Consider the following 19,400-nt stretch of genomic DNA (forward strand, 5'->3'; position numbering starts at 1 on the left):
TTTAATTTACCGTTTCAAACTAAAATGACTGGTAAAGGTTCTTCCATCTTGTAGCTTTACTTTAAACCAATAATCACTTGTTGGCATGTTTATACCATTATAAGTCCCATCCCAACCTGGACCCAGAGGATCAAGTTCTTTGAGTAGTTTTCCATAGCGATCAAAGATTAAAATTGATGAGTTGGCTTGAAACACATTATTAATGCCCTTAACCTGCCAAAAGTCGTTGGCATCATCATTGTTTGGAGTGAAAAATTTTGGGAAACCAATAACAGAAACCAACTCTTCAATAACACCACAATTATTTTTATCTCTAACAAAAACAGTATAAAGACCAGGTTGCACATTGTTGAAAACATTACTATCCTGATATGGTCCATTTATATCATCAATAGCAAATTCATAATCACCTTCGCCACTAACAAATACCGAAATGGAATTATTTTGTGAAGCGTCAATGATTTCAATGTCAGTGACAGTTGCAATGTTAGAAGGTAAAACTGTTATAGTTCTGTCTTTATAACAACCATCGGTATTGGTAACCCTTACAGTATATGTGCCTGGTGAATTGACCTCTATTGTTGCCGTGTCTTCTCCTGTAGACCAATCAAAGAAATAATTACTTGGAGAATCATCAATTACTCCAGCATCTAGCACAATAGTTTCTGGGAAAAAGTTAAGGCAGTATTGCGTCTCAAACTCAGTTTCAATATTTGGTAATTCAAAAACGGTAAGCGCTATCTCACTAATGCCATAACACGCATTGACATTCTCTACACGAGCATAAATTGTTTGGTTATAAGGAATGGTATTGGTAAAAGTTGTACCTAATGGATTAGCTTCTAAAAGAGCATCTAAATAGGTTTCGTAGTATTGTAAATTCATTCCTGCTGGAGCACCAGCTAGGACAATAGCATTGGTGTCGCTAAGATTAAAGGATGCAAAACCATCTTCGGTGCCATCGTCATCACAAACAGAAAGACTGGCATTGTTTGATGATGTTGTACTCACTTCTAAGGAAACTTCACTAAAACTTACACAACCCGTTGTGGTGTTACTTACTCTTGTGTAAATAATCTGTGGGTTAAAGAAATTTTCAAAAGCATTAGCATCTATAGCATTAACATCATTTTCAGCATCTATTTGTGAAAGGTAATAGGTTATAGATGCATCTGGATTCCCTCCTGTAATGGCATCTGCAGCTTCGGTAATATTAAATGTGGTAAACCCTTCAGGAATGCCATCTTCGTCACATTGTATGAGTGAAACATCATTAGAAATAGGTTTTTCTGCAACAACAATATTAAATGACGAAAAGCCTACACACCCTGTATTAATATCTTCAATACGAACAAAAATCTCAGTAGGAGTTGGAGTTGTATTGGTATAGTTTGTTGGAAGTGGGTCAGCAGCGGTTTCAGCATCAGCCTGACTTAAGTGATAGCTGATATTATAATTAGCACCTAAAATTCCATTTGTTATTTCTTGGGTTTTTATATCAAAATCAAAGGTCGTTATACCGTTCTGGTCGTCTCCATCGGTATCATCATCACATAACTCATAAGGCGTCGGTGTATTGAAATTGGTTAAGTTAGTAACGTTGATTTCAAAATCATTAATGATGAAACAACCTGTGGTGGTATTTTCAATTCTTATAAAAATCGTTTGATTACCACTTGTAGTATTAAAAATATCTCCTAAGGCAGCAGTTTTTATATTAGCATCACTTTCCGAAATATGGTATGTAACAGCAACATCTCCTACACCATTAATTATGTCTTGAGTTAACGTCGTTAAATCTATTTCTGTAATGTTATCATCAAAGGGAGCATTTCCATCACATACTTCCATGCTTGGTAGGCTTGTAGAGTTAGGATTAGCTAAAACTGGGTTTGAAGGGCTATCAGGGAAAGATGCTGTTCCTGTCCATTCTAGTGAAAAAGGGCTGTTACCAACAGGTCTGTCAATCACCAAAAAATAGGTTTCACCAGCTAGTACATCTAAATCACTTACAAAGCTATCACCATCAGCTCCTGGACCTTCATCTGGATCTGGATCTGTAGCGCTCATACCAGTTAAATTATTTCCTTGATTAGCAGCTGCAGGATTTGTTGTAGAACAACGTATGGTTTGTCCGAGGTTTCCACAAGTTGCATTTGGACCAAATAAGAAAAAATCGTAGTCTTCATTTATTGATGTACTTCCAGGTGTTAGTGTAAATGCTAATGTGCCAGATGTAGCTATGGTTACTTGAAACCAAATACTGTTGTTTTCTCCACTGCCGCAAGCACTTAATCCTTGAACTTCTTCTACCCCTTGACCATTAACATCAAAACTAAAGCTAGAATTACCACAAACCGTTACTGCATTTTGGCAGTCGTTTGGTTCTTGACTAAAGCCTACAAAAGGTATACTGAATAGCAAACAGAGTAAAAGTGTAGATTTAAAAATAAGATTTGGATTTAGATTCATCGTTTAAGTGTAAAATGACTGGTAAATGTTCTCCCATCTTGTAGTTTCACCCTAAACCAATAATCACTTGCAGGCATTCTTGCTCCATTATAGTTACCATCCCAGCCAGGACCAAGTGGGTCTAGCTTTTGGAGTAGTTTTCCATAGCGATCAAAAATATAGATTAATGAATTAGCTTGAAACTGATTGTTAATACCATAGACTTGCCAAAAATCGTTAGTGTCGTCATTGTTTGGTGTAAAAAACTTTGGAAATCCTATTACAGAAACCAGTTCTTCCGTAATTCCGCAGTTGTTTTTATCTCTTACAAAAACTGTATATAAACCAGGTTGTACATCGTTAAATATATTACTATCCTGATAAGGACCATCAATATTATCTAAGGCATATTCATAATCGCCTTCGCCAGTAACAAATACAGAAATTGAATTGTTTTGTGAAGCATCAACAATGTTAATATCAGTAACGGTAGCAATGTTAGATGGTAAAACGGTTATAGTCCTGTCTTTAAAGCAACCATTAGCATTGGTTACTCTTACATTGTAGGTTCCAGGAGCATTTATTTCTATAGTTGCTGTGTCTTCTCCAGTAGACCAATTAAATAGATAATTACTTGCTGAGTCGTCAATAATTCCAGCATCTAATACAATTGTGTCTGGAAAAAAGTTGATGCAGTAGAGTGTCTCAAACTCAGTCTCAATATTTGGCAATTCTAAAACTGTAAGTTCTATTTCGCTAATACCATAACATGAATTTGAATTTTCAACACGAGCAAAAATCGTTTGATTATACGGAACAGTATTGGTATAAGTTGCACCAACTGCATTAGTTTCAAGAAGTGCATCTAGATAAGTTTCGTAGTATTGAACATCCATTCCTGCAGGAGCACCAGCCAATACAATGGCATTGGTGTTACTAAGATCAAAAGAGGTAAAACCATCTTCGGTACCATCATTATCACACTCAGAAATACTAGCATTGTTGGATGATGTTGTACTCACTTCTAATGAAATCTCACTAAAATTAACACAACCAGAAATGGTGTTAGTAACTCTGGCAATAATATTTTGAGGATTGAAGTAATTTTCAAAAGCATCTCCATCTATTTCATTTTCTTCATTCTCGGCATCGGTTTGCGATACATAAAAAGTAATAGTTCTATCTGAAGCATTATAAGTGATATCTGGTATAAATTGACTAATGTTAAATGTTGTAAAGCCTTCAGGAATACCATCTTCATCACATTGAACAATAAAAATGTCATTGGCAATTGGTGCATCGTTAATCGTTAATTCAAAACTTGCAGTACTATAACACGATGTGTTGGTTGTGTTTTCTATTCTAACAAAAATAGTTTCATTAAAAGCGGTGTTATTGGTGTAAGTTAATGGGAGCGGAGAGGTGTTGTCGTCTGCATCTGCTTGTGTTGGGTGAAATGTGATATTGGTTTCGGTTTCACTTTGTGTACCACGAATTGTTGGTATTAAATCTCCAAGTTCAATGGTTGCAATACCATCCATTTCATCTCCTTCGTTATCGCAAAATTCAATATTATTGAGTTGAACGATTTGTGGTGTGTTAAAAACTTCCAGTTCAAAAGAATTTATATCATAGCAATTGGTGTTTTCAACATTATCCACACGAACATAAATAGTTTGTGGATTACTCACATTAGTATAAGGGAACGTGATTTCATTTTCAAGATTGTTGGCATCATCTAGCGATTCAAAATAACGAACATTATGTAGTAATGGATCTTGATTCAATAATGCCTCAGGATTTTTGTCTGTGAAGTCGAATTGATAAAAACCATCATTAGCAAGATTGTCACATACCTCAACATCTGTCAGTGGATTTGCAACAGGTATTTCATACACTCCAACTACTGCACTACCAATTATTGGGCAATCACCATTATTGGGTTCAATATAAACTTCGTAGAGACCTGGTGTATCAACAAAAAGTTCAAATGTATCTTCAGTAACTGGATTGCCATCAAATGTCCAAAAATAGTCAGCACCTGCAATATCATCGGCTCTTAGTGTGTAACTATCTCCAGTACAAAGCCGTAGTTCAGTTGCGCTTATGTCATTTCTTATAATATCAATTTCAGAATTAAATAATGATTGAATAAAAGGTGGTAAGCCAATTTGACTTAAGTTTTGGTTAGTGCCGTTAATATCTAACAGAACACCTTGTTCATTATAATTAACCATAGCTCCATCAGCCTCTGGGTTATCAATAACACCAATAAAACGATTAGACCCATCTACAGTTGTGAGACTCAATTGTGCTCTATATATTCTTCTATCTAAACCAAGTTGTAGTGCACCAGCACTAATATTTCCAGAGCTATGTACAACTTGTAATGAAGCAGGAATGTCAATGCTTTCTAAATCCCATTGTACCACTTGACTAGATCCATTTCCTGTAATACCTAAGCCTATCGTAGCATAAGCTTTACTATTGTCAGCAGAAAATTCTACACCATAAGGACTGTCATTATTCTCCGTGCCGTAAAGCTCTAAACCATTTGAAATAACACCAGTATTGTTGTCAAAATCATACAAGTGTACACTGCCTGCACCATCACCACCAGTAGTAGTTGCTTCTCCATAATGCGCAACAATAATTTTTGAACCATTCGGAGAGGCTTTGAGATAGCCCAAGGCATTACGTCGATAACCAGTAACTGGAATATTTGGGCCAACTGTAGAAATAACAGGAGTGGTGTCTACACCATTTACATCTACTCGGAAAGCATAAAACGAATTTGTAAAATGTGTAATTACCCAAAAGGAGGAACAATCTTCAGCTCTAACAGCAGTGATTTTTTCAGAACATTTATATTTAACCTCTTCAGAATCATTTTCGTCGTAAGTAACCAAATGGATGTTCTTTTCAGCAATATCAACATCTCCTAATCCACCATTTAAGTTCATATCTACTAACGAGTAGTTGAATCCGTTGTTAAAACCATCATCAACGCTTGGTACAGTACCTCCTCCGCTAATATAGGTGCCTGTAAATTGATTAGGGTAAACTGCTGCATTTTCGTGATGCGGTTCGTCAACTGTAAAAATGTAATATTTTGTTGGGTCTTCTGGTTTTGGAACAATAAGACCAGATGAGGTGCTCGATGGGTCACCTAGTAAACCAGTACCTCCAAAATAATTACCATTAGGCATAATTTGGTGGTTTTGGTTCCAAACTGTTCTACCATCTGTATAAAATCGTAGATTACCATTTTCATCCGAAATGGATGTACAGCCTTCTAAAGTGTTAATCTGTCCGTCAGTTAGTGCTGTAACTGCTCCAGTATTAGCATCAAAACGTAAACCTGCGTTTCGTCCAAAGTACCAATAAGATGCCTCGTTTTGCCCAAAAATTGGGATGCAAAAAGTTAGTAAGAGAAATACGAAACTTATCTTTTTCATAACATCTTTAGTGTTGAAAACACAGTAGTATATACTATATAACAACTAGAACTCTTATTCTCCTAGTTTTAGTATTAACTCAAAATTAAATAGCAATTGCTATCAAAGATATTACAAATCTCTCTTTTTTAATAATCGGTACGACAAAAAGATAAAAAGGGCTGACCAACCAATTACAGTAGCAATCTCATACCAATGTACAGCGTAATCGTAGATAATATCAGTCTTCTCAGGGAATTTAGTCATTACAATACGTTGAATAGGCTGGTCTATTAGTTTGTACATCGATTCTAGCGGCAAAAAGTTTTTTAATTTAAATGCACTATCGGCATTTCCAAATGCTTCGTAAGCTCCCCAGAAAACAAGCCATTCAGCTATATATAATACTACTAAAAAGCCTAATGCAAATGCGGATCGTTTTAATAGCATACCAAAGAAAAGACATAAACTAAAGAAGCCAACAAGTTTTACAAAATAGGCTAACAAGAATTCAATTTCTCTAAAAACTATGGTTGCTTCAGTGTAACTAGAATAGTACATACCTATGAAAAAGGATGCGACACCAATTAAGATTGTTGCACAAAGTGAAAAGAAAACAATTGTATCAAATTTTGATAGTATAAACTCTTTTTTACTTAATCCATCTATAAGATTTTGTTTCAGTGTTTTGTTGCTATATTCATTTCCAATCATGCTAACCACAACTATAGCAAAGAAAAACTTAAAGTAGGATGCAAAAAATGTTGTAATATGCCAGATTATTGGGAAATTAAATATACCAAGTTCTCCTAGCTCTAGTGTGAAAAATCCAAAGAAATTAATTTTAATTGATGATAGAATTAATACTGTAAAAGGGAGTATAAAAGATATAAATATAAGTATTCGGCTTACTTTATTAAGCCAAAGTTTTTGTAATTCTAATTTTATAAGACGTAACATAATAATGATTGGTTGTGCTTAATTTTTTTAATAAATTATGCTGTTTTTTGATTGGTTTCTAAAGTGTCGGTTAGCTGTAAGAACTGTTCTTCTAAGCTTTCTTTACGCTTTACTAAATGCGAAAGTATGATGCCTTTTTCAAACATTAGCTTATTAAATTCTGAAGCAGACATAGGCTCGTTTAAGAACGCTGTGATTAAATCTCCTTCAACTTTTATCTTACCAAAATTTGAATTTGTTTCAAGCAGTGAAATTAATACATCATGCTTTTCAGTTTTTAATTCAAAAAAACCATGACTACTAATCATCTCATCAACGCGACCAGAATATAATTTTTCGCCTTTTCGTAATACAACAACATGCGAACACACTTTTTCAACTTCATCAAGTAGGTGAGAGGCTAAGAGAATGGTAGTTCCGTTTGCCGCAATATCTTTTATGATTTGACGTATTTGATGTATACCTTGTGGGTCTAATCCATTAGTTGGTTCGTCTAAAATTAAGATTTCAGGATCGTTGAGAAGGGCAGAAGCAATGGCCAATCGCTGTTTCATACCAAGAGAATACGTTTTGAACTTATGGTCTTTTCGGTCTAATAAACCAACAACTTCTAGCTTTTCTGAAATTTTACTGTAATCAACTCCTTTTATTCTACATACAAGCTTTAAGTTTTGCTCTGCAGTCATATAGGGATAAAAGTTTGGTCGCTCTATAATTGCGCCTACTTGTTTCAGCGCATCGTGAGTGGTTGTATTGCCATCAAACCAATGAAAGTCTCCATGGGTTTTGTTGACAACATTCAGAACAATACCTAATGTTGTGGATTTACCACTTCCGTTAGGTCCCAAAATGCCATAAACATTCCCTTTGTTTATAGTAAAACTTAAGTCTTTAACGGCTGTTAAATAGCCGAACTTCTTTGTAAGATTGTTGATTGTAAGGATTGGCTCCAAAATATGATTGGTTTTTAATTGATTGGTTGAACAAGATTCTGAAACAAGTTCAGAATAAATTGGTTATGTAGGTAAGACGATTGAAGCTTTTATTTGTTACAATAAAATAAAAAAAGCATCATAATTGATGCTTTTTACTGTTTATATAGGTCTGTTTTTAATTCCAATTCTCGTCAAAATCTAAATCGCTGTAATCGTCAACGTCGATATCGTCTTCAAACTCATTGTAGTCATCATCGTCACTGTCTGCTTCAAAAACTTTTTCTGGTGCTTGGTCTGGAATTTGCCCATGTACAAACATTAGATTAGGATAATCTGTACTCTGAGCTTCTTCAACAATTTCTCCAAGTTCTACATAGAAAGTCCACATCGACAGAAAGTCATATACATAAATTAGTCGTGTAGATGCTTCATGTACAATAGCGTTAATAATTGTAGTACTCATCATCTTAACTTCATTACCAGTTTCGCTCATATCAAACATGGCAATTTCTTCACCTTGATTCCACTGGTCGTCACTAACATAAAAAGATGCCATTTCCATACCATCAAACCCAAAAGATTGAGCTATAGCATTATGGAGATCTTCCATGGTATCCGTTTCACGGATTTCAATATCGCGAAACACATCGTCTTCTGTGTCGTTGTCTAAGATGACTCTAAATCTGTAAATCATTTTGCAAAGATAAGATTTCTATATTCCAAAATCCAAAAACTAAATTCCAATTTTTTAAAACAGAATTCAACGTTAATTACTTTAAAGATTATTTTTTTATTTACTAAAACGATGAAGTGTAAAAGTCATAGTACTCAATAAAATAAACGCTCCAACCTGATGCAATACACCTAACCATACTGGTACAGCAAGTATAAGTGTTAGTACACCCAATAAAAATTGTACTCCAACCATAATTATAAGTGCATTGACACCTTTATTTTGCCATTTGGTTAAATCCACTCGTGTCGCTTTGTACCAAATAGCAAGTATCAATATTACTACAATATAAGCTAGTGTTCTGTGTACAAACTGCACACCACTTTTGCCCTCAATAAAGTTAAGGTATGTTGTGCTTTGTTCTGTGTAAACAGTTTCGTGAATAAACTTTCCTTCATTCATAAACGGCCAATGATTATGAATCCAGCCAGCATCTAATCCTGCAACAAAAGCACCATAAATGATTTGTATAACCAAAACGACCAAACCAACTCTTATGAAATTTCGCAGTTTTTTATCGATGATTTTTTTGTTAGGAAACATTAAATCTAGAGCTACCCAAAACGTATAAGCAAAGGTTAAAAATGCCGTGGTTAAATGTGCTGCTAATCTATAATGACTTACATCTGGTCTGTCTACCAAACCACTTTTAACCATGTACCAGCCTAGAAATCCTTGAAAACCACCCAGTATGAGTAGTATGATTGATTTTTTTATGGTTGATTTTGAAAGCCTTTTTTTAATTAAAAAATACACGAATGGTATGATAAAAACCAAACCAATAAACCGACCAATAACACGGTGAATCCACTCCCAAAAGTAGATGTCCTTAAACTCTTCTAATGTAAAGTGGCTATTGAGTTTTTTGTATTCTGGATATTGTTTGTATAAATCAAAGGCTTCGTTCCATTCTAATTCATTCATTGGTGGAATAGTACCAGAAATAAGCTTGTAATTAGAAATGGATAAACCAGAATGTGTTAACCTTGTAATACCGCCAACGATAACCATTATAAAAATTAAAATACAACCAGTAAGTAACCAGTAGATTACGGCTTTATTATCTTTTTTCATTTATTAAGATTTTTTTTGAAACAAAGACTATTTTCTATACCAACATATTGACCATAGTTAGGAATAATGTTGTACAAATTTTTTTTATAAAATTCAACGGCTTCAACCTGCCTAATTCCAGTTTCTAATATGCAATTTGAATAGTTTAACTCTTTAGCCCAATCTTCCAATTCTTTTAGAATTACTGATGCAACACCTTTTCCGCGAGTTTCGGGTAAAGTAAACATACGTTTTACTTCTACAGTTGTATTATTAAATGCCTTAAAAGCACCACAGCCAACAGGTTGCCCATTTTTATAGGCTACTATAATGTGCTTTAAAACATCAATATTGTTGAATTGGTTGTAAAAATCGTGTTCATCTCCATCGGTTATTTTTAAATACGCATCGAGTTGTTTTACCAATAAAATAAAGTCTTCGTTTTCTGAGTTGGTTCTAACAAGCTTTATCATTTTCAGGAAGTTTTTAAGCCTAAAGCTTTGCCTTTTTCTAACATTAATTGAAATGCTGCTTCGTGTTCGTTTGGAATTTCACCTTCTAAAATAGCTTCTTTAATTGCTTCTTTTATGATACCAATTTCTTTTGAAGGCTTTAAATTAAAAGTTTCCATAATCTCTTCACCAGTAACTGGAGGTTGAAAATTACGAATTTGGTCACGCTCTTCAACTTCAACTATTTTATCCCTAACGAGTTTAAAGTTGTGATGGTATTTTTTAAACTTTTTAGGATTTTTTGTTGTAATGTCGGCTTCACATAATGTCATTAAGTCATCAACATATTCTCCTGCATCAAAGACCAAACGCCTAACGGCAGAGTCTGTAACTTCGGATGCTAATACTATTGGTCGCGAACTCATCATTACCATTTTTTGAACAAATTTCATTTTGTCATTTTGTGGCATCTTAAGTCGTTTGAACAATTTGTAAACCATTTTTGAGCCTACAAATTCATGGGCATGAAACGTCCAACCTATTTTTTTATGGAATTTTTTGGTGGGTGCTTTTCCTATATCATGCAATAATGCAGCCCAACGCAACCATAAATTATCTGTGGTTTTGGCAATATTATCAACAACCTCTAGTGTATGGTAAAAATTGTCTTTGTGTCGTTGCCCTTCAATTTCGTCTATGCCTTTTAAAGCTGTCAGTTCGGGAAGAATATAATCTAATAACCCTGTTTTTTCTAAAAGAATAAATCCTATAGATGGCGTATTGCTTTCAAGGATTTTATTTAGTTCAACGACAATACGTTCTTTTGTAATAATTTTTATACGGTCTTTATTGTTGGTAATGGCCTTAAGCGAAGCGTCTTCAATTTTAAAATTTAATTGCGTTGCAAAACGTATGGCTCGCATCATACGCAATGGGTCGTCACTATACGTAATATCTGGATTTAAAGGTGTGCGGATTATACCTTGATCTAAATCTGCAATGCCATTAAAGGGATCTAATAATTCTCCGAAATTATTCTTGTTGAGACTAAGTGCAAGTGCGTTAATTGTAAAATCACGTCGGTTTTGGTCATCTTCTAACGTTCCGTTTTCCACAACTGGATTCCTGCTATTTTCGTTATAACTTTCCTTTCGTGCACCTACAAATTCAATTTCTATATCGTCAAAACGCAACATAGCTGTACCATAGGTTTTAAAAATTTGAACTTTTGGTTGTGAGGCTATATTTTTAGAAACCTGATTGGCCAAATCTATACCACTACCTACAGCAACAACATCTATATCTTTTGCATCACCACGTTGTAAGAGATAATCGCGGACAAAGCCACCGATTACATAAGAATCTAGCTGTAATTCTTCAGCAGATTGTGAGATGATTTCGAAAATTTGATGCTTTAATGCCTGTTTGTAGTTCATTTTTAAAAACCATTTTAAAATGGCTGTGCAAAGATACGATTCGTTGGTAATCTTTTAAAATCAATTCGTATTAAAAGAAAAAAACTAATTGTAGTTTTGTACTATGAAATATGAGATTAATTCTAGTTTTTTAGACATTAAGGATTTCTTAGATGATTGTATAAGCAATTTTGAAACTAAGGGAGAACCTTTTGGTGACCAAAAGCGGAATTCACTTAAATTATTTTATAAAGACGACCTTGTTATTAATATTAAGTCGTTTAAGATTCCTAATATTTTCAATCAAATAGCTTATCGTTTTTTTAGAAAAAGTAAGGCACAACGTTCTTTTGAATATGCTTTAAAACTTAAAGAATTAGGGATTGGTACACCAGAGCCCATTGCGTATTATGAGTTTAGAACTCCGTTGCTTTTTAAAAATAGTTATTATCTCAGCAAACAATTGGAGTGCGATCTTACTTACCGCGAATTATTAAACAATCCTGAATATCCAGATTACGAGAACATTCTCCGTCAGTTTACGCGTTTTACTTTCGATTTGCATGAGAAAGGTATTGAGTTTTTAGATCATTCTCCCGGTAACACACTTATTAGTAAATCAGATAATGGTTATACGTTTTCTCTAGTTGATTTAAACCGGATGAAATTTGGTGAAATGGATTTTGATAAACGTATGAAGAACTTTGCCAGACTATCTAAATACAAAGATATGGTAGAGCTTATGAGTGATGAATATGCAAAATGTATTAACAAACCTTATGATGAGGTTTTTAACGCTATGTGGAAAGAGGTAAAGGCTTTTAGGGCTATTGTTGAACGAAAAAAACGCGTAAAAAAACGATTTAAGAATTAGTTTTTTTAATCCACAACTCTCTCAGCTTAGAGTATTTTAAAAATGTAATGTTTGCAGTTTGATAGCAAATTATTAATCCATTAAATCCATCTAAAAAGCCTAATTTTAGAATATAAGATTTGAAAAAAGCCCAACTAGGATTCCAAATGATTTTCCAAATTGGCGCTTTTTTTCCTTTGTCAAAGTATGCTTTTGCTGCAATTGTGGAGAAATATTCTGTTTTTTGATTAAATTCTGAATAACTCTGATAAGTCTTATGTAGTATATCTCCTTTTAATTGACCTGTTTTTGCAGTTGCATCATGTAATTGTACATTGTCGTGAGGGTTGGTACCTTTCCATGCAGCTTTTCGTCTATCAAAAATGCGTAATTTTTTATTAGGATACCAATCGGAATGTCTTATCCATTGTCCGCAGAAATTATTAAAACGGTTAGCAACATATCCATCAAATTTCCAATTGTTTTTTAAATCAATTATAGATTTTTGTAGTGTTTCAGACAATGCTTCATCTCCATCTAAAGATACGATGTGGTCATAACTTGCTTGAGTTAACGCGAAATTTTTCTGCTCAATATATCCCAAGAATTCTTGTTCAATGAAATTAACATTAAAGTCTTTGCAAATAGATTTGGTATGGTCTGTAGAAAACGAATCCACTACTACGATTTCATCTACCACATCAACTAAAGATTCTAAACACTGTTTTATGTTACGTTCTTCATTAAAAGTTATTATGACGCCAGATAGTTTTATCATAGTTTGATTTCCCTGCTGTAAAAATAGTATTTTTGCGCTTATGCAGGCAAAACCAAAAGCATCAGTTATAATTAGTACTTACAATCAGTCAGAATGGTTGAGGTTGGTTTTGTATAGTTATCATATTCAAACGGTTAAAGATTTTGAAATTGTGATTGCGGATGATGGCTCTGACGAAAGAACAAAAACTATTATTGATGAATTTTCTGCAGAAACTGATATAAGTGTTTTTCATGTTTGGCAAAAGGATGATGGTTTTAGAAAAACAAAAATTGTAAATAAAGCTATCTTAAAAACCAACACTGACTATTTAATTTTTACTGATGGAGATTGTATAGCTAGAAAAGATTTTGTTGAGACACATCTTAAATTAAGACAGCCAAAGAATGCCTTGTCAGGAGGTTATTTTAAGCTAACTGCAGCTATTTCTAAAAAAATTTCAAAAGCAATTATTTTAGAACAAAAATGTTTTGATAAACAATGGTTGTTAGAATGTGGACAGCCCAAAAGCTTTAAGTTAAATAAATTGACAACTTCAAAGTTTAAGGCTCAATTTTTAAATACAGTAACTCCAACTAAAGCTACTTTTGATGGTATGAATGTGTCTTGCTGGAAAGCTGATATTTTAGCCGTGAATGGCTTTGATGAACGTATGGAGTATGGTGGAGAGGACAGAGAGGTTGGTGAAAGAATGATGAATAACGGAGTTAAGTTTTTGCAGGTCAGGTACAGTACAATTTGTGTACACTTGCATCATGAAAGACCATACAAAAATGAGTTGAGCCAAACCTTGAATAAACAAATAAGACAAACTACAAAAAAGGAAAAGGCGAAGTGGACAGCTTATGGGATTGAGAAGTAGAAAACACAACTTTTGATGGTTTTATAGTATTGTGCAATTTCTTTTTATTCTTTACACATTTTTCCTTCCATAACCTGCTCATGTTCTTCAACTTTCATAATTGATTTATAATAAAAACAATTTCCCTCAATTTTAATCACTTCAGTTGTTATTCCTCCAATGCTATTTATGAATTTTTGACTTTCAGTCAATTTAGATTTTGAGTCGTCATATGTTGCTCTATATGAACAATCGTCAATCCATTCAATTTTTACATAATGTGGGTCAGAAGGATAACCCAAATCTTTGTATTCTTCAGGTATTTCTTTTATTATTTCTGTTTGTTCATTTTGTGTGCGAATTATTTCCCATTTAATTTTTATAGGTTCTGAAACCTCTGTTTTAAATGTCCCTTCTTTAAAATCTTCGCAAGTCAATTCTTGTCCAAAACCGCTAATTCCGCACAAAATCGTTAGCATAAATATTGTTTTTCTCATATTGTGACATCGTTTATGTATAAGGAAAATCAGAAGCTAGCAAACAAGCAACTCACTTTGGTTTAGGTAAAACTAGCAATATTTTTATACGGTGTTACCTACAGTATTTTTAATTCAGATTCGTGTATATTAAATCTAAGAATAATTTCCGATACATTATTTTTTGAAATTTATTTTCTGGAATTTTATTCAGCGCATCAATTAAATATTCACTATTACTGTCTAAATTTCCGTAAGCCTCAAATTTGTTATATGCTAGACCAAATTCAAATTGCCAGCTTGATTTATCTAAAATTTTTAATTGTTCAAATAAATAACCATAACAAGATAAATGGGAATTAATTGGAAATAACAAATAAGGGTCAAACCCTAAATCCGATTTAAGTTTCTCAAAAAATTCAGGTTTTATTTCTTTCCGATTCGCTTTTTTTAATAATTCCGAATATCCGCTTTTGCTTATTTCAGTCAGATATTTTTCTTGAAGTAGTGAATTTTCTAATAAACTATGAATATTCTGTTTGTAAATCAGTTTACCCTCAATCGATCCAACTTCCGTTACGAGTCGATTATATTTGATTTCAGAGCATAATTCAAACTTTTCATCCGCAATTAGGTCAGCCGTATTTTTAGTTGAACCGCAAGCTGTGATTAAAGTCAGAATTATTATTTGAAGCAATTTTTTCAATAATGTTAAGTAACTTAATTTAATTATAACTCTTCAAAATTTTATAACGTGTTTTTAACTTTCTAAAGGTTGAGATTTTACGTTTTTCGGGTACTTTATTTGTTTTTAAATAGTCTTCTACTGCTTCTACCATTCTCAATGCAGACTTTCCATCGTTGTATGGATGGTAATCTCTTATAATATTTTGGCGTAATTGTACATTACTATCATTCTTAAAAGTATCTAAAACCTCAGTATTTAAATTATCATATGATTTAAGATCTTTCCATACAATATTTTCTGAAATACTATTAAAAGTAATCACAGGTTTATTTAAAAGTAAAAACTCATAGACAACTGAAGATGTGTCGCTTATAAGCAGGTCTGAAATGATCAAAAACTTAGTAATATCGCTTTCTGTCTGGTAGATTATATTTTCTGTTTCTTCAGCAAGTTGTTGGTACTTGTTTACCCATTCTTCTGCCATTAATGGGTGAAACTTCAACAGGATTAAATAGTTTTTATCTGTTGCTAGTGATTTTATTTCTTCAAGTAGGTGAGGAGCTGAAGTGAGTTTAGGAGAGAACGTTGGTGCGTACAGAATTATATTTTGAGCCTTATAATTTTTTAATAACGAATTTTTATAATGATTTAATTCGTCATTGTTTTTATAATAAACATCGAGTTTTGGCCAGCCAGTTTCTATAACATCAAAATCTTTGTGTATTTCCTTTAATTTATTAAACCGATTTGTGAAGTATGGTCCTTGGGTTAGGTATAAATCAAAGTATTCTCTTATTCTAAAATGCCCTTTTTTTTCACCAGCCAGACCATGAAAAATTTGTGTTTTAAGTCCTCTTAAAAAGTAAGGAACTTCGTTTCCTGGTGCAAAAATGACATCGCTTTTGTAAGCTTTTAAATCTTTTATTTTAGTAGTAAAATTTTCATTTTTATAAGGAAAACTACTTTCTATTTTAGGTGTAACATACCAAATATAGTCTTGTTTTCTATCTTCTAGTACAACTTTTATTGGCTGTAAAATAGCAAATGCATAATTATTAAGGCAAAAGAGCACATACTTCATTACAGTCGCTTATTTACTTCATCTAAATCTTCAACAAAGTCTATTTCCATACAATCGTATTTAGAAATATCCACAGCCTGAATTTTTAAATTGTCTTTTTCAATAGCAATTTCTAATCCTCGTTCAAAGTAATCATTGTCATCGCATTCTTCTAAACGTGTTATAAACGTTTTTATATCATTTGACGAAATAAAATTAATACCAACAGCTTCTCCCAAACCATTTTTTACAGTTTTTGATAATTCATCAATATAACCGTCTTTTAACGTGTATTTTACTTCTTCTTCTGCAACTTTACTAGTATTTACTGCAACAAAAGAGGAGTTGGATTTCATGTATGGATCTAAGATATCGAGTAAGTTCTCGTCAAAAACGACATCACCATTAAACCAGAGTACAGGCTTATCTTTATGTTTTTTTAGTGCTTGCAATAAGCTTTTAGAGGTATTTGTTCTGTCAAAAAAAGGATTATAAACATAGGTTAATTCTGGAAAACGCTCCATAATCAAGTCTTTTTTAAAACCCACAACAACATTGATGTCGTCAATATCATAACGAGAAGCAATATTGTCGGTTTGCATTTTCATAATGCTTTTGCCATTTTTTAATGGTGTTAAGGGTTTTGGAAATGGGTTTCCTAGTCTAGAGCCTATGCCAGCAGCAAGTATTATTATCTTCATCTATCTATAAAAGTCTAAAGTGTTTTCAAAGATAAAGCTTAAAATGAAGTATAAAAAAATATGTCATTTTTTAATATGAAAACCTAATGCTTTGCTCACTGAATAATAACTATTAAATTAGCTTTATGATTCAATTGGAAGACAGGCATTACATTGGAGAAGGTGAAATAAGATTTTGCTATGAACACCCTAATAAAAAGGGTTTGTGTATAAAAATTCCACGACCAGAAACTACAAGAGCGTACACCAATAAAGAACTTTTGTATTTTAAAAAATTGTCTAAACGTAACAAAACAAAATACAATTACCCTTTTTATTCAGATTTTTATGATGAAATACAAACGAATAAAGGTTTGGGTCAGGTATTTGATTTGGTAAGAGACGAAACAACTGGAAAAATTTCTAAAACCTTAGAATATTACCTAATACAAAGCAACGAAATAGATGATAAAAAACTTGAAAATGCTCTATTAGAATTAAAACATCAAATGACAAAGCATAAAGTTTTTACCAGAGACTTAAGAGCTAGGAATATTTGTTGTAAAATAAACAAAGATGGTTCAATAAGGTTAATTATTATAGACGGTATTGGGCACAGAGATTTTTTTCCATTTGCAGATTGGTTCCACTATTTTTCACAAAAAAAGGTAGACCGTACATTTACTAAATGGCATTTTAATAGTATAGATGAGCAACGAAATTTTCTTAAAAAAGGCTAATATCAATTTAGTTAAAACGATTTGTTAACCAATTTGTAATGTAGTTTAAAATATGTTCTGGACTTTTATTTAAACTCTGCAAGCCCATAAAAAGTTTGTTTTTTGAGTTTATATTTAATTTAAACTTATACCAGAATAAAGGTTTTTTATAAGATCTGAAATAAAGTAATTGTAAATCTGTTTGTTTACGGCATGTTTTGTTTTTTATCTCAAGATGATTTGCAAGTGCCACAGGTAAAAATTGTGCTTTATTCCTGAATTTGTACTTTATGTTCTCTAAAAAGATTTCTGGATTTTCATTAAAAAATTCTGTTAATGTAGATTTACGTATTGGGTGAGGAGTGTGTTTAAATCTAAATAGTTTTTTGAATCCAAGAAGTTTCGCAGCTTCATCCTGTGCTTTTTTATGGCCAGCTTTATCTTTTTTCTTCGTGTCAAATTTTTGCCATTTACCTCTTAATACAGGAAATCCTTTTTCAGTAAAAAAATCACTTTGAGTTGTTGGGTTTATGATAAAAAAATCATCATTAAGGTAGATAAAATGCTCTGATAGTTCCGGTATTCTATGTATACAAGTCTCTATTGTTCTACTATTAAAAGTAGGTAAATTACTTTCATAACCTTTGAAAAGCACCGTGTGATCTACAATTTTTACTTTAGAATAGTTGTCGTTATGTTGGTTCTGTTTTAAAAAAGGTGGTGTTTGGTTATCAGTGACTATAAATATAGTGTCTACAAAAGGAGCATATTTTAATATAGATTTTACAGAATATTCTATTTCGTTTACCTGTACATATCTAGAGTTGAAACTTTTTGTAGCATTAGGTTGCTCATCTAAATAAGGTGAGAGTTTAGAATGATACGCTTCATCATTACCATCTACCCAAAGTATAACGGCATCAATCTTTATGTTTTTGATTGGCTCTGTATTCATGATGTATAAGCAAGTTTAGTACTTAATATCTTCAAGCGTTGTAATAACATCATTTGAAGCGTTTAGTTTTGGTAATTTAAAATAATCACCAATGATTTTATTGTATTCTTCTGGGTAAAATTTCTTTCTGGCATCAGAAGGATAAAATGTCAATTCACCAAATATAGTTTTTCCATTTACAGAATAAAAATCTACTCTAACAAATGGTAATTGTGTAGATAATTTTCTGGATAATACTACCATTTCCTCAAGGTTAGAGGGTTTTTTTAATTCTGATGAAATGCTCTTATAGCTTTTGCTTTTTCCAAACGGAAGTAAATTCCAATCTAAATCAAAGCAGCCTTGTTTGTGGTCGTCTTCCCTATCTAAATGTACATCTATAAATTTTGGCTCACCATTAAAACAATAAAACTTATAATCAACCAAAGTGTTTTTGTCGTCTTCTTTCAAGAATTTTTCGATGATGATTTTTGGCTTAATATCTTTATAAGCCCATTCCTGACCTCTTCGATAATATTGGTTTTTACCCAACCATTTTTTAAATGTTTTAATTACTTTTTCTTTGTCAAGGTCTTCTTTGTTTGTTACGATAAGATTATGACCATTGGTGTGATTGGCTTTTATAATAAATTTATTTGGTAATCCATCAAAATCCATCTCTTCCGGATTGTCATAGACAGCATAAAGCTCATTAAGATATTGCGCACCAATCTTTTTTTTTACATAAGATCTTACCTCATATTTATCTGCTAATGTGTTTAACAGTTTTGGTCTGAAAAAAACTTTGTACCACTCAATTTTAGCATTAAACTCTTTAGGATTTTTTAAATCTAATTTTTTGCCACTAAAATATTCGTAGTGAATTTTAGCGTAGAGCTTTGGTGGCAAAAACCGCATTTTGCGCAGATGCCTTA

Annotated in this window: 18 protein-coding genes; 3 read left to right on the forward strand and 15 right to left on the reverse strand. The window is 32.6% G+C overall.

Translation table 11 applies throughout. The features are described from left to right. Nucleotides 1–6: 6 nt before the first annotated feature. The 8 genes from ACFFGA_RS12410 to ACFFGA_RS12445 all read right to left on the reverse strand — a co-directional run bounded on the left by ACFFGA_RS12410 (nt 7) and on the right by ACFFGA_RS12445 (nt 11,457). On the reverse strand, nt 7–2,472 hold the full coding sequence (locus tag ACFFGA_RS12410) for a T9SS type B sorting domain-containing protein (protein ID WP_386064517.1): 2,466 nt from the start codon (nt 2,470–2,472) through the stop codon (nt 7–9). After that, on the reverse strand, nt 2,469–5,909 hold the full coding sequence (locus tag ACFFGA_RS12415; RefSeq protein WP_386064519.1) for a T9SS type B sorting domain-containing protein: 3,441 nt from the start codon (nt 5,907–5,909) through the stop codon (nt 2,469–2,471). The genes ACFFGA_RS12410 and ACFFGA_RS12415 overlap by 4 nt, the downstream gene beginning before the upstream one ends. 111 nt (nt 5,910–6,020) lie before the next feature. Continuing rightward, nucleotides 6,021–6,848, reverse strand: a complete 828-nt coding sequence (locus ACFFGA_RS12420) for an ABC transporter permease (RefSeq protein WP_386064521.1) — start codon at nt 6,846–6,848, stop codon at nt 6,021–6,023. A gap of 35 nt (nt 6,849–6,883) precedes the next feature. Continuing rightward, a complete protein-coding gene (locus ACFFGA_RS12425) occupies nt 6,884–7,801 on the reverse strand; it encodes an ABC transporter ATP-binding protein (RefSeq protein ID WP_386064523.1) in 918 nt (305 codons plus the stop codon). A gap of 157 nt (nt 7,802–7,958) precedes the next feature. Further along, entirely contained in the window at nt 7,959–8,477 is a 519-nt protein-coding gene (locus ACFFGA_RS12430; RefSeq protein ID WP_386064525.1) for an IS1096 element passenger TnpR family protein, read from the reverse strand. A gap of 96 nt (nt 8,478–8,573) precedes the next feature. Further along, nucleotides 8,574–9,590, reverse strand: a complete 1,017-nt coding sequence (locus ACFFGA_RS12435; RefSeq protein ID WP_386064526.1) for a COX15/CtaA family protein — start codon at nt 9,588–9,590, stop codon at nt 8,574–8,576. Beyond that, nucleotides 9,587–10,042 (reverse strand): GNAT family N-acetyltransferase, encoded by a 456-nt coding sequence (locus ACFFGA_RS12440; protein WP_386064528.1) that lies wholly within the window; start codon nt 10,040–10,042, stop codon nt 9,587–9,589. Before ACFFGA_RS12440 ends, ACFFGA_RS12435 begins: the two co-directional genes overlap by 4 nt. 2 nt (nt 10,043–10,044) lie before the next feature. After that, the gene (locus ACFFGA_RS12445; RefSeq protein ID WP_386064530.1) at nt 10,045–11,457 is read right to left on the reverse strand and encodes a CCA tRNA nucleotidyltransferase; all 1,413 of its coding nucleotides are present in this window, start codon (nt 11,455–11,457) and stop codon (nt 10,045–10,047) included. Nucleotides 11,458–11,560: 103 nt separating this feature from the next. On the opposite strand from ACFFGA_RS12445, the gene ACFFGA_RS12450 reads away from it, so the two are divergent. Beyond that, a complete protein-coding gene (locus ACFFGA_RS12450; protein WP_386064531.1) occupies nt 11,561–12,310 on the forward strand; it encodes a lipopolysaccharide kinase InaA family protein in 750 nt (249 codons plus the stop codon). On the opposite strand, the gene ACFFGA_RS12455 is transcribed toward ACFFGA_RS12450, so the two are convergent. After that, a complete protein-coding gene (locus tag ACFFGA_RS12455) occupies nt 12,300–13,067 on the reverse strand; it encodes a glycosyltransferase family 2 protein (RefSeq protein WP_386064533.1) in 768 nt (255 codons plus the stop codon). The two genes, ACFFGA_RS12450 and ACFFGA_RS12455, sit on opposite strands and share 11 nt — an antisense overlap. 40 nt (nt 13,068–13,107) lie before the next feature. Between ACFFGA_RS12455 and ACFFGA_RS12460 the strand changes: the two genes are divergently transcribed. Continuing rightward, nucleotides 13,108–13,929 (forward strand): glycosyltransferase family 2 protein, encoded by an 822-nt coding sequence (locus tag ACFFGA_RS12460; RefSeq protein ID WP_386064534.1) that lies wholly within the window; start codon nt 13,108–13,110, stop codon nt 13,927–13,929. Nucleotides 13,930–13,973: 44 nt separating this feature from the next. Here ACFFGA_RS12460 and ACFFGA_RS12465 read toward each other — a convergent pair whose 3' ends face one another. The 4 genes from ACFFGA_RS12465 to ACFFGA_RS12480 all read right to left on the reverse strand — a co-directional run bounded on the left by ACFFGA_RS12465 (nt 13,974) and on the right by ACFFGA_RS12480 (nt 16,833). Further along, nucleotides 13,974–14,405, reverse strand: a complete 432-nt coding sequence (locus tag ACFFGA_RS12465) for a hypothetical protein (RefSeq protein WP_386064536.1) — start codon at nt 14,403–14,405, stop codon at nt 13,974–13,976. A gap of 109 nt (nt 14,406–14,514) precedes the next feature. Continuing rightward, nucleotides 14,515–15,090 (reverse strand): hypothetical protein, encoded by a 576-nt coding sequence (locus tag ACFFGA_RS12470; protein WP_386064537.1) that lies wholly within the window; start codon nt 15,088–15,090, stop codon nt 14,515–14,517. A gap of 19 nt (nt 15,091–15,109) precedes the next feature. Continuing rightward, a complete protein-coding gene (locus ACFFGA_RS12475) occupies nt 15,110–16,153 on the reverse strand; it encodes a CDP-glycerol glycerophosphotransferase family protein (RefSeq protein ID WP_386064539.1) in 1,044 nt (347 codons plus the stop codon). Next, nucleotides 16,153–16,833 (reverse strand): phosphocholine cytidylyltransferase family protein, encoded by a 681-nt coding sequence (locus ACFFGA_RS12480; protein ID WP_386064541.1) that lies wholly within the window; start codon nt 16,831–16,833, stop codon nt 16,153–16,155. The genes ACFFGA_RS12475 and ACFFGA_RS12480 overlap by 1 nt, the downstream gene beginning before the upstream one ends. Nucleotides 16,834–16,958: 125 nt before the next feature. Here ACFFGA_RS12480 and ACFFGA_RS12485 point away from each other — a divergent pair, with 125 nt between their 5' ends. Next, nucleotides 16,959–17,552, forward strand: a complete 594-nt coding sequence (locus ACFFGA_RS12485) for a YrbL family protein (RefSeq protein WP_386064542.1) — start codon at nt 16,959–16,961, stop codon at nt 17,550–17,552. A 7-nt stretch (nt 17,553–17,559) separates the two neighbouring features. On the opposite strand, the gene ACFFGA_RS12490 is transcribed toward ACFFGA_RS12485, so the two are convergent. Together ACFFGA_RS12490 and ACFFGA_RS12495 are read right to left on the reverse strand one after the other, a co-directional pair. Beyond that, nucleotides 17,560–18,486 carry a stealth family protein gene (locus ACFFGA_RS12490; protein ID WP_386064544.1) on the reverse strand — a complete coding sequence of 309 codons (927 nt, stop codon included), beginning with the start codon at nt 18,484–18,486 and terminating at the stop codon, nt 17,560–17,562. A 15-nt stretch (nt 18,487–18,501) separates the two neighbouring features. Beyond that, complete coding sequence (locus ACFFGA_RS12495; protein WP_386064869.1) at nt 18,502–19,383, reverse strand: ATP-grasp fold amidoligase family protein; 882 nt, start codon at nt 19,381–19,383, stop codon at nt 18,502–18,504. Nucleotides 19,384–19,400: the final 17 nt, after the last annotated feature.

The organism is Winogradskyella pulchriflava, assembly GCF_042434315.1.
GTDB lineage: Bacteria > Bacteroidota > Bacteroidia > Flavobacteriales > Flavobacteriaceae > Winogradskyella > Winogradskyella pulchriflava.